The 23,377-nt window shown below is 53.3% G+C and carries 21 protein-coding genes and 1 pseudogene; 10 read left to right on the top strand and 12 right to left on the bottom strand.

The window, feature by feature from the left end:
- Nucleotides 1–157: 157 nt before the first annotated feature.
- From KDC22_RS04535 to KDC22_RS04505, 7 genes are all read right to left on the bottom strand, one after another.
- Complete coding sequence (locus KDC22_RS04535) at nt 158–490, bottom strand: hypothetical protein (RefSeq protein ID WP_173136753.1); 333 nt, start codon at nt 488–490, stop codon at nt 158–160.
- Between the two features lie 59 nt (nt 491–549).
- A complete protein-coding gene (locus tag KDC22_RS04530; RefSeq protein WP_211722203.1) occupies nt 550–1,299 on the bottom strand; it encodes a WecB/TagA/CpsF family glycosyltransferase in 750 nt (249 codons plus the stop codon).
- A complete protein-coding gene (locus KDC22_RS04525; RefSeq protein WP_211722202.1) occupies nt 1,296–1,814 on the bottom strand; it encodes an NUDIX domain-containing protein in 519 nt (172 codons plus the stop codon). The genes KDC22_RS04530 and KDC22_RS04525 overlap by 4 nt, the downstream gene beginning before the upstream one ends.
- 28 nt (nt 1,815–1,842) lie before the next feature.
- Complete coding sequence (locus KDC22_RS04520) at nt 1,843–2,724, bottom strand: hypothetical protein (RefSeq protein WP_211722201.1); 882 nt, start codon at nt 2,722–2,724, stop codon at nt 1,843–1,845.
- Nucleotides 2,725–3,236: 512 nt separating this feature from the next.
- Nucleotides 3,237–4,160 (bottom strand): ADP-ribosylglycohydrolase family protein, encoded by a 924-nt coding sequence (locus KDC22_RS04515; RefSeq protein WP_173136757.1) that lies wholly within the window; start codon nt 4,158–4,160, stop codon nt 3,237–3,239.
- Between the two features lie 53 nt (nt 4,161–4,213).
- Complete coding sequence (locus tag KDC22_RS04510) at nt 4,214–5,212, bottom strand: Gfo/Idh/MocA family protein (RefSeq protein WP_211722200.1); 999 nt, start codon at nt 5,210–5,212, stop codon at nt 4,214–4,216.
- 454 nt (nt 5,213–5,666) lie between these two features.
- The gene (locus tag KDC22_RS04505; protein ID WP_211722199.1) at nt 5,667–6,383 is read right to left on the bottom strand and encodes a YceI family protein; all 717 of its coding nucleotides are present in this window, start codon (nt 6,381–6,383) and stop codon (nt 5,667–5,669) included.
- Between the two features lie 141 nt (nt 6,384–6,524).
- On the opposite strand from KDC22_RS04505, the gene KDC22_RS04500 reads away from it, so the two are divergent.
- The 4 genes from KDC22_RS04500 (at nt 6,525) to KDC22_RS04485 (ending at nt 10,023) form a co-directional block, all read left to right on the top strand.
- On the top strand, nt 6,525–7,205 hold the full coding sequence (locus tag KDC22_RS04500) for a response regulator transcription factor (RefSeq protein ID WP_173136763.1): 681 nt from the start codon (nt 6,525–6,527) through the stop codon (nt 7,203–7,205).
- A complete protein-coding gene (locus KDC22_RS04495) occupies nt 7,202–8,605 on the top strand; it encodes a sensor histidine kinase (RefSeq protein ID WP_211722198.1) in 1,404 nt (467 codons plus the stop codon). Before KDC22_RS04500 ends, KDC22_RS04495 begins: the two co-directional genes overlap by 4 nt.
- A 98-nt stretch (nt 8,606–8,703) precedes the next feature.
- Nucleotides 8,704–9,207 carry a hypothetical protein gene (locus KDC22_RS04490; protein WP_211722197.1) on the top strand — a complete coding sequence of 168 codons (504 nt, stop codon included), beginning with the start codon at nt 8,704–8,706 and terminating at the stop codon, nt 9,205–9,207.
- Between the two features lie 75 nt (nt 9,208–9,282).
- Nucleotides 9,283–10,023 (top strand): hypothetical protein, encoded by a 741-nt coding sequence (locus KDC22_RS04485; protein ID WP_173136769.1) that lies wholly within the window; start codon nt 9,283–9,285, stop codon nt 10,021–10,023.
- Nucleotides 10,024–10,116: 93 nt separating this feature from the next.
- On the opposite strand, the gene KDC22_RS04480 is transcribed toward KDC22_RS04485, so the two are convergent.
- Nucleotides 10,117–11,055, bottom strand: a complete 939-nt coding sequence (locus KDC22_RS04480) for a DUF6612 family protein (protein ID WP_211722196.1) — start codon at nt 11,053–11,055, stop codon at nt 10,117–10,119.
- A 208-nt stretch (nt 11,056–11,263) separates the two neighbouring features.
- Here KDC22_RS04480 and KDC22_RS04475 point away from each other — a divergent pair, with 208 nt between their 5' ends.
- Nucleotides 11,264–12,721 (top strand): amidase family protein, encoded by a 1,458-nt coding sequence (locus KDC22_RS04475; protein WP_173136773.1) that lies wholly within the window; start codon nt 11,264–11,266, stop codon nt 12,719–12,721.
- Between the two features lie 11 nt (nt 12,722–12,732).
- On the opposite strand, the gene KDC22_RS04470 is transcribed toward KDC22_RS04475, so the two are convergent.
- A complete protein-coding gene (locus KDC22_RS04470) occupies nt 12,733–13,056 on the bottom strand; it encodes a YciI family protein (RefSeq protein WP_211722195.1) in 324 nt (107 codons plus the stop codon).
- Between the two features lie 11 nt (nt 13,057–13,067).
- Complete coding sequence (locus KDC22_RS04465) at nt 13,068–13,625, bottom strand: SLOG family protein (RefSeq protein WP_211722194.1); 558 nt, start codon at nt 13,623–13,625, stop codon at nt 13,068–13,070.
- 192 nt (nt 13,626–13,817) lie between these two features.
- Between KDC22_RS04465 and KDC22_RS04460 the strand changes: the two genes are divergently transcribed.
- The 4 genes and pseudogenes from KDC22_RS04460 to KDC22_RS33960 all read left to right on the top strand — a co-directional run.
- Entirely contained in the window at nt 13,818–15,485 is a 1,668-nt protein-coding gene (locus tag KDC22_RS04460) for a spore germination protein (protein WP_425516993.1), read from the top strand.
- 28 nt (nt 15,486–15,513) lie between these two features.
- Entirely contained in the window at nt 15,514–16,617 is a 1,104-nt protein-coding gene (locus tag KDC22_RS04455; protein ID WP_211722193.1) for a GerAB/ArcD/ProY family transporter, read from the top strand.
- Nucleotides 16,610–17,794 (top strand): Ger(x)C family spore germination protein, encoded by a 1,185-nt coding sequence (locus tag KDC22_RS04450; RefSeq protein WP_211722192.1) that lies wholly within the window; start codon nt 16,610–16,612, stop codon nt 17,792–17,794. The genes KDC22_RS04455 and KDC22_RS04450 overlap by 8 nt, the downstream gene beginning before the upstream one ends.
- Before the next feature lie 247 nt (nt 17,795–18,041).
- Nucleotides 18,042–18,169, top strand: a pseudogene (locus KDC22_RS33960) (transposase); the annotation flags it as partial.
- A gap of 417 nt (nt 18,170–18,586) precedes the next feature.
- Here the strand turns inward: KDC22_RS33960 and KDC22_RS04445 are convergent.
- Entirely contained in the window at nt 18,587–19,819 is a 1,233-nt protein-coding gene (locus KDC22_RS04445) for an IS110 family RNA-guided transposase (protein WP_211721515.1), read from the bottom strand.
- Nucleotides 19,820–20,386: 567 nt separating this feature from the next.
- Nucleotides 20,387–22,417: a beta-galactosidase gene (locus KDC22_RS04440; protein ID WP_211722191.1), complete on the bottom strand. Its 2,031-nt coding sequence runs from the start codon at nt 22,415–22,417 to the stop codon at nt 20,387–20,389.
- 120 nt (nt 22,418–22,537) lie between these two features.
- Here KDC22_RS04440 and KDC22_RS04435 point away from each other — a divergent pair, with 120 nt between their 5' ends.
- Nucleotides 22,538–23,374 (top strand): AraC family transcriptional regulator, encoded by an 837-nt coding sequence (locus KDC22_RS04435; RefSeq protein WP_173136785.1) that lies wholly within the window; start codon nt 22,538–22,540, stop codon nt 23,372–23,374.
- Nucleotides 23,375–23,377: the final 3 nt, after the last annotated feature.

The raw sequence follows: 23,377 nt of genomic DNA, 5'->3' as shown, positions 1-23,377 counted from the left end.
TATACCGTTTGACTCTTGCGTTTTTTTGGCATGGGGATGGCTACGTGCAGGCTGTCTTCAGGCAAGGCATCCCCCGGTCCCCTGTTAAACTGCTGCTTACATTGGAGCGATAGCTTCTTAGGCGAAGCAGCTGCTCTGCCGGAGACAGGAGCTTGGTTTACAAACGCCGGGCCTTGGCGGTTAGCGGTTTTCTTTTACGGCCGAACAGTCTTACATATCGCTTCCTGGTATACAGCACATCCGCTGATGCCGTAAGGGTGTCCTTCACCTCGACGAGTACGGCCTGCGTTTCCTTCACCGCCTGCTTCATCCGTCCCAGCTCTGACTTGACCCCTTCTTGTCTCAGCTTCGCCTCATCCAGCGTCTCCTGCACATTCGTCTTGAACTCATCCACCGGGGCCTTCAGCCCGTCCACTGATTGCTTCACACCGTCCAGCGACTGCTTCAGACCATTGATGCTGCTCTTGAATTCCTTCAGCGGGTTGCCCATGTCGTCTCCTCCTCGATTCTCTTATAACTATATTACCCAGAATGGAGGGGCGGCTTACATTACTTGCGTATCATCGTCCGGTAGACGAATTTGGGCAGAGCAGATTGTCTGCGCCAGCGTGATTTCTGGCCTTTGGCGACAGGTGAGAACAACAGCCTGTGCGCCCACTCCAGATTAAGCTTTTTCCAGATTGCCGGTGCCGACTTTACTTTGCCCGAAATCACATCCAGACTCCCTCCAACACCAAACACAACCTTAACCCCCCGCAATTCTTCTTTTTTCTTATACAGCCATTTGTCGGAATAGGGTGCACCCATGGCAAGAATGAGAACCTCCGGCTTGGCCTGCTGAATATCGGCGATGATATCGGATTCCTCTTCTAGTGTAAAGAATCCATGATGCCTTCCGGCAATCTTCACCTGCGGATAGCGCAGGGTAATCTGCTCCACCGCCTGTACGCTCGTTAGTTCATCTGTCCCCAGAAAATAAAAACTCCACCCACGCTCATTACCCTGTGCAAGTAAGCTCAGCAGCAAATCGTAGCCGGTTACCCGTTCCGGAATAGGCTCTCCTTGTCTTCTTGCCGCCATCACAATGCCGATCCCGTCAGGCACAATCAGATCTGCCGATCCGATGATCTCCCGGAGTTGTTTATCCGTCTGGCTCGCAAGTGTTATCTCCGGATTCGCCGTAATGAGATGAAACAGTCTTCCCTGAGCGTCCATAATATGTTCGTCCAGCAGCGAGGTCGTCTGTTCAAGCGTAAGTTTGGAGAATGGAACTCCAAGAATGCAAACCTTGTCCTTCATTCTATCACCTGTCTTTCCCAATCCTGCAGAATTGCCCACTGTATCGCAGGCTCTCCCAGAACCGAATGCATCGTACCGGTATATAACTGCTTGTTATGTATCCCTGTCTCAAGATAATGTGCTATCACTTCTCTGGTGGAGGCGGTTACAGGATATTGATTGAGCGCACTCCCGTTCACCCACATCAGCCGTCCTTCGTCACTCTCAAGTATTCTACTGCCCACTACTACCCTGCCTATAAAAATATACTGAATACGAATCTCCCGATTCTCCTTCACCCGGTGAATAATATAACGCAGTGACAGATCATTAATACTGTGAGAAGTTAATCCGGTTTCTTCCGCAATCTCTCTCAGGCAGGCCTTCTGCGGATCAGTGATTTCCTGCTCTTCGAGATGCCCGCCGACAGGGACGAGATGCCCGGAGAGGAATGTAGCCTCTGTTTTCTTTTGAAGAAATAATATCTCTTGCTGCTCATTGAATAACAATGCCACAGCCATTTGTCTTAACTGCATTAAGGGTCGCCTCCAGCAAATATGACAATCATTCCTCCATATACTTCCACCACTCCACCAGCCAAGGCTCCTCTATGCCGCGCAGGCGTAACTCCTCCAGTAGCACCTTGCGGACCCGCTTCTCCATCTTCACAAAGCTGTTATCCTCCTGATACATTGCCGCATAGGATGCATCTTCTCTGAGATATAACCAGAAGTCGTTCATACAATCAAGTACCCTCTTCCCCACCGGGAGCTGCTCCGCTACTGGCACAAGCCATTTGTCATACGGGTAGGGGTACCCCTCCACTGTGATCGCACAACGCAGAGCCCACTTGAACACCTCCACCGCCTGAAAAAGAATCGGAAAGGCAGCTCCGCGGCGCACCGGGTTATCCAGGCTTTTGGCAGCACTTCGAAGGTCTATGTAGGCATTCTTCCGTATGCTCATTAGAAGCTCCGGAGGAAGCGGGAGGAATTGCGCGAACAGCGCCTTCACGTCCAGCGGGTCATGGTATATACAGGAGACAGAGGCGTTCCACAGCCAATCCATTTGCCCCTTCAATAGTGCCTGCTCCAGCCCGGATAATCTCAAAAGGGTATAGTGTCCCGTCTTCCCGCCGGGCAGATGCACATCAACAAACAGACTGCTCTGCTCCGGGATCAGCCCCGCTCGTTCGAATCGTCCAGTAATGGATTCATAACATTCCTCCCGGCAAATAAGGATAATATCGATATCCGAGATGTCATCTACGATTCCGAGGGCGGTTGATCCATCCAGCAGGATGCTGATATTCATGGAATCCTCTACGATAAGCGGATGATTCAATATGTCCGTTAGGATATAGCTGCCGATTTCCTGAAGTAATTCGTTATGCTGCTGGTGGTTGTCCGGCTTCAGTAACAGATTGGATAGACTTGCAGTCAACAATACACGCCCCTCCGCATAAATGAATAGCCTCAGCCTGCAACTAATCCGCACAGCTAAGGGTGTCCGAGTATTATAACATATTTTAGGAGAGTCGCAGTCTTGTTCTTACGGATGAACCATTAATTGGATTTTCAACACTTATTGCTTCTGACATTTCTGGTTTATTGGATTTAGTTGGATTTTCAACACTTAATTATAGCCCTATCTGCCATATTAGCTAAATCAAACCGAATTAAGCTGCATTTTTCCAACTACGGTCCTTACAATACGGGTTCGCTCATAATTAAATGACGTTTTTCCACTTAATGGAGTTAAGCGAGCCTTAGCTTAGGGTGACTTAAGAGGAGCCGCAGCCATACCAGCACTTTCCGCCTCCTTACTTTTTCCTGTAGCCCCGTCCCGTCCCCTCTCTCTCCTTATGCAAAAAAAGGCTGAGTGCCCCATTACAGATGCACCCAGCCTGCCTCATGCCAGCTCCCGGTTATTTTACCCGTTATGCCAACTATTCCCCGTCATTTCACCCGCTCGGTATACAACCGCCCGGCGTAGTCGCTGATCCGCTCACGCATCGCCAGCTTGCGGCTCCATTCGGCGGGGATGCCTTCAAGCCCGTAGTACGCACCGGCGATCTGGCCGTAGACTGCACCGGTGGTGTCGGCGTCATTGCCGAGATTCACGGCGAGCAGTGCGCCTTCAGCGAAGCTGGAGGATTTGTGAAAAGCCCATAGCGCCGCTTCAAGCGACTCAACCACATAACCCGAGCCTTGAATCTCCGGCGGCTCTTTCATCCGGTAGGAGCCATGCTTAATATTCAGCATATGCGGCGTCAGACTATCCTCCTGCAGCCACCCGCCAAAAGCATCCGCAGCCAGCATATCCTGCTTGCTCCAGCCGTGCAGCCCGGCGAGAATATACGCCGCCAGCAACCGGCAAGCAGAGACACACTCAGCCGCACCATGCGTGGTCCTTGAACTAAGCGCCGCTTTGCGGATGGCCTCGGCGGGATGCTCCGCATAGTACATCACCACCGGAGCCAAGCGCATAATCGAACCGTTACCGGCCGAATGAGGATCATCTGAACCGCTGAACCCCTCACCGCTCCTTTCAAACTGATGCAGTGCTGCACGCGTCGCATTCCCGATATCGAAGCATTTCCCTGTACTGCTAAGGACGCCTTCGCGGTACCACTTCACATAACGCTTCATCTGATCTACAGGATCACAGGCCTGCACCGTTAGCAGACTCTCCGCAAGGCAGAGCGCCATCGAGGTGTCGTCCGTCCACTGACCCGGCTGCAGGGCAAAAACCCCGCCGCCGACAATATCCGTAAGCGGCTCGAAGGTTCCAGGTGCCTGGAACTCCACAGTAGTTCCCAGCGCATCGCCAGCGGCCAGACCTTGCAGGCAACCCTGATAGCGGTCAGCAATCAATGTCATCTGATATCCCCCCTTCCTCATCAGCTTATAGATGGATAACACGAACAGCGGGTTTATTCACCGGGATACTTCAGCCCCCACTGTTCACGGACTTTATCCAGCAGCTTCATTAGCGCCACGGATTCATCCAATGTCATCACCGGGCTCTCGGTAAGCCCAGCCTGGAGACAGCGGCCCACCTCTTCCGCCTCGAAGGAATACCCGACCGAAGAACGGTCATCTTCAAAGGTCTCTACCAATTCGCCGTCCACATAGAGCTCAGCCGATTTCGGATTGACCAGAGTGCCTTTGACTATGATATGACCTTCGGTTCCGTAGACATAGGCTTCCTCGTGCATATTCAGACGGATGCCGCCGTTCAGTGATGCCGATACACCATCGCCGTAGGATAGCAGCAGCGAGAAATGCTCGTCCACACCGGTCTCCCCGATATGAACGGTACTGGATACCGCTTCGGGATGGGGCCCGAGGACCATCGAGGCGAAGGAGACAGGATAGATCCCGACATCCAGCAGTGCCCCGCCGCCAAGAGCCGGATTCAGCAGACGCCCTTCCGGATTCCAGTCCGCACGGAAGCCCAGATCCGCCTTAACCAGCCGAACCTCACCAATACGTGCTGCCCCCAGCCATTCTCTAACCTTGACATTGGCAGGCAGATAGCGGCTCCACATGGCTTCCATCAGGAACAGCTTTTGCTCCCGGGCATAGGCTACGACTTCTTCCAGTTCGGCGCTGTTCACAGTAAAAGGCTTCTCGCACAGCACAGCCTTCCCTGCACGCAGCGCGAGCAGCGCATTCTCTTTGTGGAACGGATGCGGCGTTCCGATGTAGACGGCGTCTACTTCAGGATCGTTTACCAGTTCTTTGTAGGTTGCGTACGCCACCGGGATGCCGTGATTCCGGGCGAACTCATCTGCGCTTGCCTGCGTACGTGAGCCTACGGCATAAGCCACGCCATTGCTGGCATGGGCCAGATCTGTTGCGAACTGATGGGCGATCCAGCCTGTGCTGAGAATGCCCCATTTTATCGTGTAAGCGTTATCTTCTGTCATTAGTGTGATCCTCCTCTTAATGAAGCTCAGGTCCCTCTGATTCTATCAAAATCTCTCCGGCGTGTACATGTTCCCATGACTAGCACCCAAGCTCTAACTGTATATCGTACAACTAAAGCAATCGCCGAGTAGGCTGAGAACGATTTAATTGTATTCACTACATCTATAAGTCCCCATATTACGCAAAAGCAGGTTCAACTCTATTTTTAGTTGTACCGTATACACTTAACCAGTTAAATCCAGGTTTACACCGTCTTTTAATTGTATGAAATGCATTTATCCCCATGCGGGCCGCATCTGGTGCAATGAAGAGCTCCCTGAACACAAGTAGATACCGCTTCCCCATCCTTTTAAAGGACGGCATCCGTTTCAGCAAGAAACCAAAAAAACTCCCCCGCAGCCGCGAATCCACGGTAACGGGGAGAGTTCCCTTTGTCATTCTTGCAACTTTATATTATTTGCTCAGTACAAGCTCCAGACGCACCTCAAGGTTATTCTCGGTGTCCAGCACGATGGAATGCGGATTGCTCATGCCGAAATCTTCAAACGTGACCATGGTCGTGCCGGACAGCTTAAGCTGTCCGCCGCTGTATACGGCTTGTGAGTCGAACGTAACTTCCTTCGCTATGCCCTTAACTGTGAGCGTACCCTGCAACTGAACCGGCACTGCTGTGCCCTCCGTCCATTCCTTCGGAAGCTCGGAGAAGGACTTCACCACAAAGGTGGACTCCGGGAACTCCGCAACGGACAGGAAGTCCGTTCCCTTGACATGCTCGTCCCGCTGGCCGTTGCCGGAATCCAGCGCACTCATCTCTACCGTCCCTTCGCCCGTCATAGCGCTGGCATCCTCCAGCTGTACATTCCAGGTTCCCTTAACGGAAGGGTCAACGAAGTTCACGGTCTCTTTGGATGTGGTCACGGACAAGTAGACTTTGGACGGTTCAGCAATGGTCCAGGCACCGTTCAGCTGTTCTGCCGTAACCGCAGCACCTGTTGCTGCGGCCGCATTTGCAGTTCCCGCCTTCTGGGTCTCCGTTCCCTGGCTCTGCTCAGGAATAACAGATTCGATCTCAACATTATTGCCCAGACTATTGTTAAGTAACACGAATGCTGTGATGGCTCCTGCGATGACGACTACGGCTGCGCTTAAGGCAATGGTTTTCTTCTTCATTGTATTCCTCCATCCTATTTCTCTGTATCCCTATCAGGCTTGATTCCTATTCTAACAAAGCAATATGTCGGGAATAAGTCAAAGCAGACAAGCCGGCAATATGATAGAATTGTCGTAATTTTAACTAGGAGATTGAATGCTATGAAATCAATTCTAATTGTAGAGGATGAGGAGGCCATCGCACGGGTGCTTAGTGCCTATCTGCGAAAAGCGGGCTTCCACGTTACCCGTGCCGCAGACGGCCGGAGTGCCCTGGAAGCCTTCGAGGAAGCGCCGCCCTCGCTGATCCTGCTCGATATTATGCTGCCGGAGATAGACGGCTTCGAGCTGCTCGCACAGATCCGCGAGAAAAGCAGCTGCCCTGTCATCATGCTCACTGCCCGGGACGGCATCAAGGACAGGCTCGCAGGGCTGGACGGGGGAGCAGATGACTATATGTCCAAGCCCTTCATTCCCGAGGAGGTTGTCGCACGGGTGAATGCAGTGCTGCGCCGCCCCTCCCAGTGGTCGGACGGCAGCCGCAAACGCCATTTCGGCAGCCTGTTCATTGATTACTCGGCCCGCAGTATATTTCTGAACGGGGCGGAGGTCAGCCTTAGCCCGCGTGACATGTCGGTGCTGCTGTTCCTGGCCGAGCGCCCGAATCAGATCTGCACCCGGGACCAGCTGCTGGAGCATGTGTGGGAGATGGATTATGAGGGAAGTGACCGGGCCGTCGATCTCTCCATCAAAAGACTGCGCCAGGCGCTCTCCCACTGGCCGGACAGTGAAGGCGAAATCCGCACCCTGAGAGGAACAGGTTATCAATTATGGACAACATGAATAAGAGAGCCAGGAAGCATACCTCCATCCTCTCGTACTGGACGCTGCGTTATCTGCTGATCATCAGCATCGGGCTGCTGCTGACCGCGCTGTTCACCTTCTGGTGGATACAGCAGGAGGCCATGAACAACCGGATGCAGACTACCGGTCTGCTGGCACAGGAGATTGCCGACCGCAGCGTGGGTACAGACGGCAAATTAGCCATTAACCCCAGCCTGGATAAGCTGGTTGAGGACCGCAAGCGCTTTTTCAAAGTGACCACAGAGATGTGCGTAATCATCACCGGACCTGCGGGCGAACTGCTATACTCCTCGCCACCGATGACCGGAGAAGAAATGCGTTATAAGCTGAACGATACCCTGACCGATTCACGTACTCCGGAATACAAAGCCGCTGCGGCACAGATCCGGGGAGACCAGGCCACACTCGGGCAAGTACTGGTCATGCAGTCCAAACGCTCCCTGCGCCACATCCCGCAGGAGGAGATTACCTTCTTCTCCATTATCATCGTCTTTCTGATCATCTTAAGCTGGCTAACGATCTACCTCCTATCCATCAAGCTGGCCAAGCCGGTGCAGCGGGTGGCCGCTGCCGCCGCGCAGATCAGCAGCGGCCAGTATAATATTGTGCTTGAGACCGGAGCCAAAGAGCGGGAGATTCATGAACTGCTGGTCTCCTTCCAGGAGATGGCCGCCAAGCTGCAGCAGTTCGAACAGTCGCGGGCCATTATGCTGGCCGGAGTGTCCCATGAACTCAAGACCCCGGTTACCTCGATCAAAGGACTGCTTCATGCGGTCCGCGAGGGAGTCGTTGAAGGCGAAGAGGCCGGAGAATTCCTTGATATCGCTTTGCTTGAAACCGGAAGGCTGCAGCATATGGTTGCCGATCTGCTGGACTACAATGCGCTGACCGCCGGCATGGTTGCCGTCCGCAACGACAAGCTGGAGGCTGCCCCGCTGCTGGAGGAAATTCTCTATCAATGGAAGCTGACCCAGAGTGAGGACGTCTGTGAGCCCATCCTTCATCTACCGGAGTCCCCGCTCCTTCTGCGGGGTGATCCGCTGCGTATCCAGCAGATTATCGTGAATCTGCTGAACAACAGCGTGCAGGCGAAGGCCCCGGACCGCAGGCTTCAGCTGAAGCTTACGCTTACAGCCACACCGCAGGGAATGGCCGAAATCATTGTCTCGGATAACGGGCCGGGTATCCATCCGGACAACCGGGAGCGGATATTCGATGCCTTCTTCCGCAGCTCCGGCAAGCAGAGCGTGCTGCGCGGACTCGGGCTTGGCCTCACCTTCAGCAGACTGCTGGCCGAGGCGATGGGCGGCACTCTGGAGCTTGGCAGCACTCCGCAGCAGGGCTGCTCCTTCGTGCTGCGGCTGCCGCTTGTAGTGTGAAGCCTTGGGGACCGGGCACAGCAAGCTATGTAGCATCGTCGGCTGTCATGCTATAATCAACTGACGTTTTATATTCAAATGGAAACCGGAGGCTGTATATGCTTACTTTTGAACAGAAATTAGCGATTCTTGATTCCTATCCCCAGCTGGAGGCGCGCAAGGTCTCGCTTGGACGGGTGAATTACCACCTGGAGCAGAGCCGGCATGACAAGAAGACGGTGGCTTCGCATATTCATCCTAACGGCAACGGCTTTGTCTATGCCGGTCTGCTGCGGGGCTACGAGACGGATGATAAGGGACTGGTGAATATCCGCGATTATTCGGAGGCTGCGCTGCGCGAGCTGCTGGATGCTTCGATCACTTCGCTGCTGATGTACATTCCCGAGGCTCCTGCCCCTGCCAAAAGAAAGAAAAAAGCGCAGCAAGGCGCTACCGAAGCGGAATCGCTGTGGAACAATGAAGACGGACATACGCTGAGTCTGAGATTCGAGGAGGATCTGTGGTACCTTTATGCCGGGCTCCAGCTGGAGATGGCGTTTGAAACGGTAGAGGAGGCCGAGGAATACTTGGCTGAAGAGGGTTTTGTCCGCTCAGAAGACTGACAGCTCCAGCTATAGCATATGCTATACTAAAGTGAATGGTAATTTCCATATATTTCACAACAAGGAGGAACAGCAATGAACAACCCGGAAGGCGGAACGCCCTTCTCGAACCCAGGGGGGCCGGGCCAGGAGCCTGGAGGACCTCAGCCCCAGCGTAAAGTATCCGAACAATGGAACACCCTGCTCCAAGATGAACGTGTACAGCAGGCGCAGCAGGTAGGCAAACAGTATTGGAGCTTTTACCTGAACGCCCTCACCCGTCCGTATAGCACCATGAAAGAAGTCACGGCGGCTCATTTCATGAACAGTCTGATCACAATGGGTCTGACGGCAGTACTGACAGCCTTGTATTTCCTCACCTGGTTCATCAAGTGGGACGTCTCGGCAGTCTTCGGTCCCGGATTTCTGAAGCCGCTTCTATTAACTGCAGTAGGCCTTGCTGTTGCCTGCGCAGCCACTTATGCAGTACTCCGGGTGGAGAAGGTCAGCTTTGAGCTCAAACTGCTGATCACACGGCTGGGAACCCTGCTCGTTCCAGCAGTAGCGCTGCTGGTGCTGGCTATTCTGTCGCTGATGATCAGCCTGCACTCTTTCTCGACTACACTGCTTGTGCTGTCTTTCCTGTTCGTCTTCATCAGCATCAACACGGTGATGTTCCAATATCCGCTCCATACCACCAGCCGCAGATTTGACACGCTGTACCTGATTGCCATCGCCAATATGGTTACCGGATATATTTTCTACAAGCTGATCGCATCCGTCATTGCCGGAGCAGCCTTCGGACTGTTGAACAGTATCTCGCCGTTTGGTCTATAATCCGCTTTACAAGCAGAAACGGCGTTGCCGCCCTTTAGAGGGTGGCAACGCCGTTTCTGCTTGTTGTTCTATTGTTCAGCTCGATACGCCCGATTAAGGAGTTGTCGGAGCTGCGGGAGCTGCCGGCATCTCGATTTCTTTGGCATCCAGTGCTTCCTGCGGAATCTTGATTTCGGTAACCTTGTTATGATCTTTGATGGTTGCAGTCATATTCATATCCATCGACATGGTTTGTTCTCCGCTGGTCATATCCATGACCATGGTAACATCCGTCTTGGTTGGATAATACGTCTTCTTGTCTACAGCGTAAGAGATCTTCATGCTCTTGATGTTCATCTGCTCCATCATTGCAGCCATCTGCGGGTCAGCGCTGCCGCCCTGGTTCATGTAACTCTTCGCCAGTTCCTTGACACTGTCACCGGATACGTCTGCGGCCAGCAGATAATTATCGCCATCCTCAGTGATCTTCGTTTGCTCGGAGATCGCCTTGAACTGCTCCAGCTGCTTCTCAGGACTTGCGGACTGCTGCATCGCGGCAACAACCTGCTCACTCATCGAAGAAGGCATCTTCATCCATTGGCCGTTCGTCATGGAGTAGAAGCCGTCCGCAGTCACGTACTGCTCCATCTTCTGATCGCCTTGGCCTGCCAGCTTCATCTCAATCTCCTGATGCATTTGCAGCGGGTCCTTCGTGAATTGAGATTTAATAGTCATATCTGTAGCTTGCTCTGTGTTCTGATCCCCTTGTTTCATCACGATCTTCTGCTTCACCTGCGAATCCATAGCGAAGCCCTTCAGCTCTGCTCCGGCAGCAGCCGTCTTCTGAATCAATTCATCTACCGTTGGAACTCCATCCGTAGTCTGTTCAGCAGGCGCTGCCGATGCGGAAGCTTCAGGCGCCGTGGTTGCAGCAGCTGAAGATGGAGCGGCGGTTGCAGCCCCCTCCGATGGTTTGGCCTCCTCATTATTGCCGCAGGCAGCCAGGGCAACGGATAGAGCAACACCCATACATAACGTAGTCCATTTCTTCAAGTTCGATTCCTCCTAGTGATATTGGCAAGTCTTGTTAAATCATGTCATGTATTTAACCACAGTAGGGTACTTCTTAATCACCTTTTAAAGTTAACACGCAAAGTGAAGGTCCGCCGGACGGCAAAAAGAACACTATGAACACAGCCAAAACTGTGTTTAGATGTAGGAGAAACTACACAATCATAAAGGGAAAGAAGCGTGAACCCGCATGAGTTTTGAAATCGTAGAGGCTACTATATCTGAGATTGGGGCTGCTCTGGATACCGGAGAGATCACTTCCAGACAATTAGTCCTGATGTATCTTGAACGCATAGCCGATCATGACAAAAGCGGCCTGACGGTTAACTCCGTGCTGGAGATTAATCCAGATGCGCTGTTCATCGCTGAATCCCTCGACACGGAGCGCCAGCTTCAGGGTCCGCGCGGACCGCTGCACGGCATCCCGGTGCTGCTGAAGGATAACATTAATACCGGGGACAACATGCATACCAGTGCGGGCTCGCTCGCGTTGGCGGATTCTTTTGCCGGAGAGGATGCCTTCATCATCAGCAGGCTGCGCGAGGCGGGAGCTATCATTATGGGCAAAGCCAACATGACGGAATTCGCCAACTTCATGACGAACGGCATGCCCTCCGGCTACAGCTCCCGGGGCGGGCAGGTGCTTAACCCCTACAATATCTCCACTCCGACAGGCGGCTCCAGCGCCGGGTCTGCGGTAGCGGTCGCCTGCAATTTCTGCACGGTATCCGTTGGAACAGAAACCTCCGGCTCCATCCTCAACCCCGGCAACCTCGGCTCCATTATCGGCATTAAGCCCACGGTAGGGTTGATCAGCCGCTCCGGCATTCTGCCGCTCTCCAGTACGCAGGATACCGCCGGACCTATGGCTAGAACGGTCCGTGATGCTGTTCTTCTGCTGAATGCCCTGCTCGGGCAGGATGAGAAGGATGCCGCCATGGGTACGAACAGAGGTAAGGTTCATGAGGATTATACTGTTTTCCTGGATGCCAACGGACTGCAAGGGGCCCGCATCGGAATTCCGCGCGATTATTATTTCGAGGAGCTGACAGAGGAGCAGCTGGCGCTGTTCAATGCCTCTGTGGACAGAATGCGCGAGCTTGGAGCAACCATCATAGATCCGGCAGAGATTACCACGGCGCGGGAGATCAGCTATTCATCCGTGGTGCTGAATGAATTCAAAACCTCGCTGAACGCTTACCTGGCGCGCCTGGGTCCGGGTGCCCCCATGCGCACCCTGAAGGATATTATCGACTTCAACCATGCCCATCCGGTGCAAACGCTGAAGTTCGGGCAAGCAACGCTGCTGGATGCTGAATATACGACCTCGGGCACCTTCACCGAGCCGCAATATCTGCGTGACCGCATGACGGATCTCCGGCTCTGCAAGGAGCAGGGGATCGACGCCACGATGCGTGAGCATCAGCTCGACGCCCTATTGTTTCCCGCTGACTTCGGCGCACGGATTACCTCAAGAGCCGGCTACCCGTCCATCGTTGTACCGTCAGGCTATACCTCAGCCGGGGCCCCTTTTGGCGTAACCTTCTCTGCCCGCGCTTATGAGGAGCCGGTGCTGATCAGGCTCGCTTACGCGTATGAACAGAACTATAAGGTGCGGAAGGCCCCCTCGCTGAAAAGCTTCATCTGACCCGGCCCGCCCTAATCTGCGGCTATACCCATATGCCTGTTGCCTTCATGGGACAGGCCCCAGGTGCGCAGCTCGTAGCTGCGGATACCTGATGTAATATACGGGTCCCTCTGGGCGATGACTTCAGCTGCCTCCCGAGAGGCAGCACGGATAATGACCATCCCGCCGGGACTGTCGCTGAACGGTCCGCACAGCACCAGCTGTCCGCTGCGCTCCAGCTCCTGCAGATGCTTGACATGCGCCCGGATAATATCCATATCCCTGCGGTCCTGCGCTGTTGGACTCAGCAGAATTACATAACAAATATCCTCAGTGTATACTGCTTCCTTATTCATAAATCTCCCCCTTATTCATACTCGCGCTGGCTCTCTTCGTCAGCGATGTTCTGAATCTCCTCTGCGTGCATCAGATACAGCTCGTACCCGCCTTCGGCATGCAGCTTCATGGCGCGCTCCTTGGTGAACTTCGCACTGCCTTCTGCGGCGTCCTCGTCATAGAACAACAGTATCCCGTCGCTTTTGCGGAAAAGCAGATCATCTCTGGCCCGGAACTGCCAGCTTCCGTCATACGGCGCATTACTTACGGCACCGTAGTAGTCGGCTCCGGCAATAATACGGCGGTACTCATTCTGCTTTTCTTCCTTCCACTTCTCCTCCGGCGCCGCATGTGCCGTAATAATGCCCAGCTTCAGTCCGGGGTATTGCTGCTTCAGCTCCAGTACCACCTCGCAGGCCCACAGATCGACGCCATATTGGCCGGGCGTAATGATCCATTCCAGCCCCTCCTCCACCAGCGGTACAATCCGGTTCGTGAGCGCTTTTTTGATATAGGGAATGCCCTGATGCTTGCTATCATAAATGCCCAGCTCGTGGGCACGGTAGCCTGTGACTAGTAACGTTTTCATGTGCTGCCTCTTTCCTGAACGCATAATTTCCGCTGTGCTGAACAACCAGCTCTATTAAATATTATATACCCTGTAACTCATCCGGTTTTGATTTATATTTTTCGGTAAAATGACTAAATTCAAACAAACTTTGGAAAACTTCATGAACAAGGATATGTTCGCGTCAAGGATTCTTAATTTCTACGGCTGGGGATGATCACTCTGTTCGCTACCATTGTATCGTTTGTACCCGGCTGGGCAGTCTTTGGTCAGGCGGGTGCGGCTCTGCTTGTTCCATTGCTCCTTAGATATATATACAGATCGCTCTACCGGTTCGTAGGAAGCGGCCGGGGGCAGATTGGCTATGGCACCAAAACCGCCCGCCAGTCACAGCCGCCGGTTCCTGCGCATTCTGACACACCACGCCCGGCTTCCTTCAGCGGTAACTACAATTCGGACCTGCTTGCAGTGAGAGCCGCCATCGGAGGCAACAGCGATCTGCATTTCAGGGAATTCACGATCGCCCATTCCGGTGCACGGGCCGTGCTTATCCATATTAGCGGCATGCAGAATGACCGGGTGCTGAATATGCAAATTATGCAGTTTCTGATGTACGACTTGCCCGCTGGTTCTCTGTCTTCCGCAGAAATTGCCGGCCGGCTGCTCCCCTTCAGTGAGCTTAAAGAAGAGGCGGCTATAGACAACTTCAATAAACTCCTCCTCTTCGGACATGGCGGCCTGCTGATTGAGGGCCTGCCCTGCGGGCTCCTGGTAGAGCTGCCCGGATCTGCTAACCGCACGATTGGCGAGCCGGTCTCCGAAGCGCTGCTCCGCGGCCCCCGGCTGGGTTTCTCCGAGGTGCTCAGCGAGAATACGGCTATGCTCCGCCGCCAGGGCTTCAATGACCAGCTTGAGATGAAGTCTTACCGGGCAGGCAACACAATTCAGCGGGACATTGTGCTCGCCTACATGAAGGATATCGTCAATCCCGAACTGCTGGAGGAGGTCAAGAACCGGATCTGCAAAATCGACTTTGATTTCCTGGCTGAATCCGGTTATATCGAGCAGCTGATTGAGGATAATTACCTCAGTCCCTTCCAGCAGCTTCAGAACACCGAACGGCCGGACAGAGTCATCAGCGCCCTGCTCGAAGGACGGATTGCTATTATGCTGGATGGCACTCCCTTCGTACTCATCGCGCCGGTGACCTTCAGTATGCTGCTGCAGTCACCGGAAGACTATTATGAGCGCTGGCTTCCGGGCACCCTGCTGCGGCTGCTGCGGTTCACCGCCTCCTTCCTGGCCCTGATGGCTCCGGCCCTGTACATCTCGTTCATCTCCTTTCATCCGGGACTGATTCCTACGGAGCTGGCGATTACAATCATCAAAACCCGGCAGGGCGTGCCCTTCCCTTCACTGATTGAAGTGCTGATTCTGGAGATCTCCATCGAGATCCTGCGCGAAGCCGGCATCCGGCTGCCGAAGCCGATCGGTCCGGCGATGGGCATCGTCGGCGGTCTGATCATCGGCGATGCTGCGGTACAGGCGGGTATCGTCAGTCCGTTCCTGGTGATTACGGTTGCCGTAACCGCCATCTCCTCTTTCTCCATTCCCATGTACAGCGCGGGGATCACACTGCGGATGCTGCGCTTCGTTGGCATGCTGTTTGCGTCAGTGCTGGGGATGTACGGTACCATTCTGTTCTTCCTGCTGATCTTCTGCCATTTGAGCAAGCTCAAGAGCTTCGGCGTGCCTTATCTGTCGCCGATCTCCCCTTTCCGGATAAGTGACTGGAAGGATCTGTTCCTGCGCGCCCCGATGGCTCTGATGAAACGCAGACCTCTCATGATGAAGACCCGGCAGAACAAACGCAAGTCATAACCGCGCCCGCGCGTAAGGAGGACGTATCATGTTCATACGCACCGATGACAAAATCACTGCTGCACAAACCGCCATTTTCTTGAACAATACGCTGCTGGGCGCGGGTATTCTTACGCTGCCGCGCAGTGTAAGCCAGACTGTCAAAACTCCGGATGCCTGGATTTCCGTCCTGCTGGGCGGAGCGATTGTGATGCTCGCTGTATTCGTCATGGTGAAGATCAGCCAGCAGTTCCCGGGTCAAACCGTCTTCCAATATGCCAGCCGGCTCACCGGCAGGTTCATCGGAGGAGCCCTGTCCCTGCTGCTCATTCTGTATTTCATCACGATCGCCGGCTTTGAGATCCGCACACTGGCTGAGGTCACCCTGTTCTTCCTGCTGGAAGGGACCCCCATCTGGGCGGTGATTCTGCCTTTTCTCTGGCTGAGCACCTATCTGGTGTCTGGAGGGATCAACTCTATTGCCCGTGTCTATACCATTGTGTTTCCTATTAGTATCATGATTCTGCTAATCTCCTTCTTGCTCAGCCTGCGGATATTTGACATTGAGCATTTGCGGCCTGTGCTCGGAAATGGAGTCGCCCCCGTATTCGCAGGCCTGAAATCCACAGTGCTTATCTTCACGGGCTGTGAAGTTACTATGACACTTGTAGCATTCATGCAGGAGCCTAAGCAAGCTGTCAAAGCTATCCTTGGAGGTATGGCCATTCTGACGGTAATCTACCTCCTGACTGTTGTTATAGTCATCGGCGGGATTTCTATTAATTCCGCCATCACCAGCACCTGGCCAACCATCGATCTGATGCGCACCTTTGAGGTGCCGGGATTTTTCTTCGAGCGGATGGAATTCCCGTTCATGGTCATCTGGCTGATGCAGATGTTCTGCAACTTCAGCAGCTTTTTCTTTCAGGCCTCGCTGGGCCTTTCACAGATCTTCAAGCTTAAGGTCCATCCGATTATCTATGCCTTGGTTCCGCTTCTGTTCATCTCGGCGATGGTGCCGAAGTCCTTAAGCGACCTGTTTGCACTGGGGGATGCCATCGGCAGGATGGGCGTGGTTCTGTTCCTGCTCGTGCCTGTTCTGCTCTCTATTGTGTGGCTCATCCGGACGAAGGGGCTGAAGCAGCATGTGTAGACGAATTCTGGTACTGCTATGCAGCCTGATGATCCTTGCTACGCAGACCTCCTGCTGGAGCAGCAAGGAGATTGAGGATCTGGCGTTATACGCCGGGCTGGCTCTCGATACTGCGGAGCTGTCTCCCACAGAGCAGAAGCTGGAGGAGCAAGGCTCGACTTATACCAAGCGGAATAGGATTACAGCCACGGTTCAGGTGGTTCCGGCTAATTCTGTAGGGGGTATAGAGAGTACGGACGGGAGCGTGTCTCCTTATATGAATGTAACAGGAACCGGTGACTCTGTGCTGGAGATCTTCCGCCAGTATTCCATCCTGCGGGAACGGCCCATTATCGGGCATCACCTTAAGGTGATTGTCGTGTCCAGCGAGCTGCTTAAGCAGCAGAGTATGAACCAGCTAATGGATTTTGTACTTCGGGACAATGACATCCGCCCCAGTACGATGGTATTCATCAGCCACGGCCGGGCGGAGGAGACGATGATTTCCAAGCAAAAGGGTGTCATTCCCGCCTTTCACATCAGAGATATGATGCGGAATCAGAAGAGAACCAGCAAGGTACTGGCCCCGGTTATTTTATCCAAGCTGGATTCCTTCATGTATTCCAAACGCAGTTATGCGCTGCAGAACCTGGTGACAGCGAACGGCGAGGTGGAGTTCTCCGGAGCCGGGGTGATCAAGGGAGATACCGGGCACTGGGTGGGAGCGCTGAGTCAGGAGGATACCGAATGCCTGTCCTGGCTGACCAATAGGGGGCAGAGCGGTGTCATCAAAACCTATGATTGGAGCAATGAGCCGATCACTTACGAAGTAAAGTCTCTGAAAAGTAAAATCACTGCCAAAGTAGACGGTGACCATCTGTCCTTCGACGTCAAGCTGACCACGGAAGGACGGCTGAGTGAGACCTGGAACGAAGAGGAATACCCTGCGGCCACACATCTGCCTGGGCAAGCAGAGAAGCTGTTCAAAAAACGGCTGGAGCAGATGATGCAGAGCCTGTTCCACAAAGTCCAGTCCGATTACAAAGCAGATGCCATCGGATTCTCCAGCATGCTCAAGATTCAGGAACCCGCCTTATGGCGCAAGCTGGAGGATCACTGGGATGAGGTATTCAGCCGGACTCCCATTCATCTTGAAGTGGATTTGAAGATTACAGACTTCGGTTCGTTCACGCTATAAAACAAGCAGGATTAACTTAAGCACTTGGATGGACGCTCCGTGAACGGACCTATGTTCCAATCGCTGTGATCTCCAGATTTTATTTATTTTCCTAATCGGTGAGAATCCGGAGACCAAGGCGACCGCTATCGCTTTTCCACATTCGTTCCGTCCTCTCCGCTGCTTAAGCGGGAAAAGGTTCTTCAATCTTTCTAAAATCACAACTGAGGAGAAGTTATCGTGTGCAACATATAAATTCTTATGCTACTTTGACGCTGCTTATCCCGGCGGAGACCGCGACAGCTATCAACCTAAGATGCTGACCAAAGTCATGATTTACGCCTATACTCAGCGAATCTGTTCGTTCGTCAAATCGCTAAAGCCATGCGAGAATCCGGACCTCGCACCCTCACATTGTATTCCGTTTTCTGTGAAAACACTTCTGGCGCAACCTGCGATAAACGCACTGCCTACGCGGCGCTCCCAGTCCAATTGTGTTCGGTTTTCCGATTACATTCGGCTTACGCGGCGCCTCCAGCCCAATTGTGTTCGGTTTTCCGATTACATTCGGCCTACGTGGTGCTCCCAGTCCAATTGTGTTCGGCTTTCCGATTACATTTGGCCTACGCGGCGCCTCCAGTCCAATTGTGTTCGGTTTTCCATCTACATTCGGCCTACCCGGCGCTCCCAGTCCAATTGTGTTCGGTTTAATACGAAAATAAAAGTATCGGAAAATGCGCCGCAGACTGGATTTTGACAAAAAAAGACCCACCGCCCCAAAATAACGTTTCGTTTTTTTTGAAAAAGGGGAGACTATTGGATAGGATTTAATTGCACGCTATACCCTAACTGCTGGATATATTGCACGTACCGATCCAACGGGTTTTTCTTGGACGTCTCATCGCCTAGTGAGACGTCTATTTCTTGGTATGACCTTTTCTCCCGCATCAGGGCATGGAGGATTCGAATCAGCAAATGCGCGGTGGCGACGTTTGCTTTTTTATCTCCCCGTCTCTTACGAATTCGTCGAAAGAATTGGCCGATCCGGTTCGATGAGCGAGAGTTCGCCCAAGCCGCCTGACACAAGGCCCCTTTCAGATGCTTGTTCCCTTGCATCGTTTTTGACTTTTTTCGCTTTCCAGCGCTTTCGTTGTTCCCTGGACACACCCCCGCCCATGAAGCAAACTGCGCATCGCTCGGGAACATTTCCGCGACATGCGGCCCCACTTCTGCAAAGATGGTCACGGCAGACGTCCGCTCAATTCCTGGAATGGAGTCAATTTGTTCGATCATCTCCAGGTAGGGTTCTGCCTTCGCCTCGATTCGAGCTTCCAGCTCAGTGATCCGTTTCTCCAAATAGACCAAGTGGTCCCAATGGTCTCGAATCATCTCGCGATGATGACGGCGCAACTTGCCATTGAGCGCGTCTAGCAACTGCGGAACTTTCTTTTTTAAACGGGTTTTGACCAGGTTTTTAACGGTCACTTCGTCTACGACCTCGCCGTCCATGATCTTCTGGAGCAGGCCCCGTCCCGAAACCCCATATAGATCGGACATAAAGGTGGTTAGCTTGATGTTGGCATCCTGCAGGATTTTGTGAATGCGGTTTTTCTCCGCCGTCACCGCCTGCACCATCTTACTCCGGTAACGGGTCAAATCTCGCAAATCCCGGATGTCCTGTTCTGGCACCATACTGCCTTCAATGAGCCCGCAACGGTGCAATTGCGCTAACCAGCGCGCATCTTGCATGTCACTTTTTCGACCCGGCATATTCTTTACCCGCTGGGCGTTGGCCAAGACAAGATCACAACTGCCCTCTAAGATGTTCCATACCGGTTTCCAAAACACGCCGGTACTCTCCATCACCACTTCCCGGCACCCGTGTTCACTCAGCCAATCTTGCAGTCCTAACAATTCTCGGGTTGTCGTCCCAAAGGTTTTCAGGTGACATTGTGGTTTCTGTTCGATCGGTCCTTTTAACACGCAGGCCACAACGGTTTCCTGGTGCACGTCCAGACCGGCGCAACACATACGTACAGCATCCATTCCAATCATCCTCCATCGTCAGCTTACAAATCATGCGCTCGAGTGAGTGTAATTTAATACACGTACTTTTTGGGGGGTACAATAGGCGATGCTCGAAAAGCGCAATAGAACGGTTTTTCGCACGGGGTGTATCCCAGTAACCGCGTCCGCCCTTTGATTTGTATATGTAGTGTTGACGACTACAGCATCTTTTAGAATGGATGCGACGGATGCCACCCACTTATTTTCATTCCTGGGGGTGACAAGGCCTTTGCCTTGTCATGCCTGTTTTTCGATTACATTCGGCCGACGTGGCGCTCACAATCCAATTGTGTTCGGTTTTTCGATTACATTCGGCCTACGCGGCGCTCCCAGTCCAATTGTGTTCGGTTTTTCGATTACATTCGGCTTACGCGGCGCCTCCAGCCCAATTGTGTTCGGTTTTCCGTTAACATTTGTTAAATAGATGAACAGACGACGTTCTGTTTTTAGGCGCGCTGCTCATTTTCATGCTGGAGTATACAAAAACAAAAAGCAGCGATTCTCCTATTACGGGAATCGCTGCTTTTTTAACGTCGGTCTAGCCGATTACTGTTTGTCTGAGAGAATCAGCACTCCACGGCCAGGAACTACAGTGGAGCCGCTGAACTTCTTGCCAGTAAGCAGATCGGTCCGCTCGCCGGTGCCGATATCCGCACTAAGCTCCTCTGCGGCGTGGTTCAGCAGGAACAGGTAGGATACGCCATCCTTCACACGCTGAACAGACTCGATGCCTTCCGGTGCGCTGACCAGTGGAGCAATGCCGTTATCAGCGCACAGGTTACCCAGGAATCCGCGCAGGAAGGCGGCATCCGGGCTTGTCGCCACATAATAGGCTTGGCCTGCACCGAAGCGGTTCACGGTCAGGGCCGGCATTCCTTTATAGAAGTCCGTACCATATTCAGCGAGGACTTCTGCGCCTTCGGTATGAATCAGGTCACAGAGCAGATCGCAGCCATATGAACGGTTAAGGGAGCCCCATTCCTTGTTCATCACGATCTCATTGCTCATGCCCGGCAGCAGGGCGTCGATCTCCTCGGCCCAGATGCCGAGAACCTTGCGCAGCTCTCCAGGGTAACCGCCAACCGTGACCAGATCATTCTCATTCACGATGCCGCTGAAATAAGTTGTAATGAAGGTTCCGCCTGCCTGAACGAAGGCTTCGACCTTCTCGGCAAACCCCGGCTTCACCATATACAGCACGGGTGCAATGACAATCTTGTATTTCGACAGGTCCTCTTCCACGCCGATCATATCCGCTTCGATATTCTGCTGATAGAGCGCATCATAATATTTATGAACCTCGTTCACATAATTCAGCGCTACGGACGGGCCGCTGGAGAGATCAAGGGCCCAGCGGTTCTCCCAGTCATAGATAATCCCGATCTGCGCCGCGCTGCGTGCATCCAGCAGCTCATCGCCGAGCTGTTCCAGCTCCCGGCCAAGCTCGGCACATTCACGGAATACCCGGGTATGCTCATGCCCTACATGCTCTATCACCGCACCATGATACTTCTCGCAGGCCCCGATGGACCGGCGGAGCTGGAAGAACAGCACGGTGTCTGCACCGCGCGCAACCGCCTGATAGCTCCAGAGGCGCATGACGCCGGGACGCTTCAGCGTATTGTACGGCTGCCAGTTCTGCTGGCTTGGCGTCTGCTCCATCAGCATGAACGGCTGGCCGTTCTTCAGGCCGCGCATAAGATCATGCGTCATGGCTGTGTGGCTGACCGGCGTGTCGAGGGACGGATAGTTGTCCCAGGAGATCACATCCAGGTATTTGGCCCACTTGAAATAGTCCAGCTCCGGGTAGAAGCCCATAAGATTGGTCGTAACCGGGATATCCGTGCTGTGCTGCTTAATGGCCTCATACTCTAGGATATAGCATTCCAGCAGGCTATCCGACATGAATCTGCGGTAGTCCAGGGATATACCCTGGAAGTTCGTCCGGTTGCCGTTCCACTCTTCACTGAGCTCATTCGGGACTACGATTTCCTCCCAGTCATAGAAGGTATGGCCCCAGAAGCGGGTATTCCAGGCTTTGTTGAGCGCTTCAAGCGTTCCATAACGGTTCTTCAGCCATACGCGGAAGGCCGCTTCAGACTGCTCGGAATAATCATATCCTCCGTATTCATTGGAGATATGCCAGGCCACCAGTCCCGGATGATCCTTGTAGCGTTCAGCCAGCTTGCCAGCCAGCAAGGTTGCATATTTGCGGTAGACCGCGCTGTTCGGGTTGGAGTTATGGCGTCCGCCGAATTTGCGCTTACGGCCTTGGACATCTACCCGTGTAACCTCAGGATAGCGGTGTGCCATCCAGGCCGGATGGGCGCCGGTACCGGTAGCCAGACATACATAGGTTCCATTCTTATATAAGCGGTCGATTAATGCATCCAGACCGGTGAAATCATACGTATCCTCAGACGGCTGGATCAACGCCCAGGAGAACACATTAATGGTGGCAACGTCAATTCCGGCAAGCTTGAACATCCGCTCGTCTTCTGCCCATACCGGTGCATCCCATTGCTCCGGGTTATAATCTCCACCGTACCAAATCTTAGGTAACTTCTCGTTGATCACACTTAGCACATCCTTTATAGTATAAGTATATTCTTATTCTAATCTCTATTCTTGTCGCTATAAATATAATATTAATGAAATCCTATATAATAATATGGAACAACAGGAGATGACCCTTCTATGTCAGTAGACGCCGTCCGCAGAATCGTATTCGCCCAGGAGAGCGGCCAGCTGCTCCCCATTACCCTGGACAGTATGGGCTATAACCCCGATCAGGAGAAAGTCTCCCGTCCGCAAGGCTATCACACCTATCACTGGCTGCAGACTGCGAATGGCGAAGGGCTTGTCCACTTCGACAACAAAAAGATCACCCTTCCCGAAGGCAGCGGCATTCTCCTGATGCCGGGCACGCCGCATCGTTATGAATCGCTCTCCTCCGAGGCATGGCGCACCTATTATCTCACCTTCGGCGGGACATCAGCCCGGCATATATTGGATTCGCTTGGCATGAATACCAGCCTCCTCTTCCGCTGGGAGAGTGAGGCGCCGCTGCACCAGATGCTGAAGGAGATGCTGGACCGCCACGATGCTTCAAGCGATATGTTCAGCCTGGGTGAATCCAGCGATGCCTACCGCTTCCTGCTGACCCTGAATACCTACGGGCAACTGCATAATAACACCGCGATCTCCCGCAATGTAGACAAGCTTCAGCCGCTGCTGAAATGGATGGACAGCCATTATGGCGATCCCGGGCTCGGTCTCCATGATCTCGCTTCCCAGCTTGGAGTATCCGGGAGATATCTGAACAGCCTGTTCCTGAAGACCTTCGGGCTATCGCCCTATGCCTACTTCGTCCGGCTACGTATCCGCAAGAGCAAGGAATTGCTTGTCGCCCAGCCCCAGCTTACGGTAAAAGCCATCTCGCAGCGGGTCGGCTTCCGTGATGTCAGCCATTTCGTCGCCACCTTCCGCAAGCAGTCGGCCGTAACGCCGGAGCAGTTCAGAAGGCTGCACTGATCC

It is taken from the genome of Paenibacillus tritici (assembly GCF_018207515.1).
Classification (GTDB): Bacteria; Bacillota; Bacilli; order Paenibacillales; family Paenibacillaceae; genus Paenibacillus_AQ; species Paenibacillus_AQ tritici.
The sequence above is the reverse complement of the archived record's forward strand: the minus strand, read 5'-3'. Positions and strand labels throughout refer to the sequence as shown.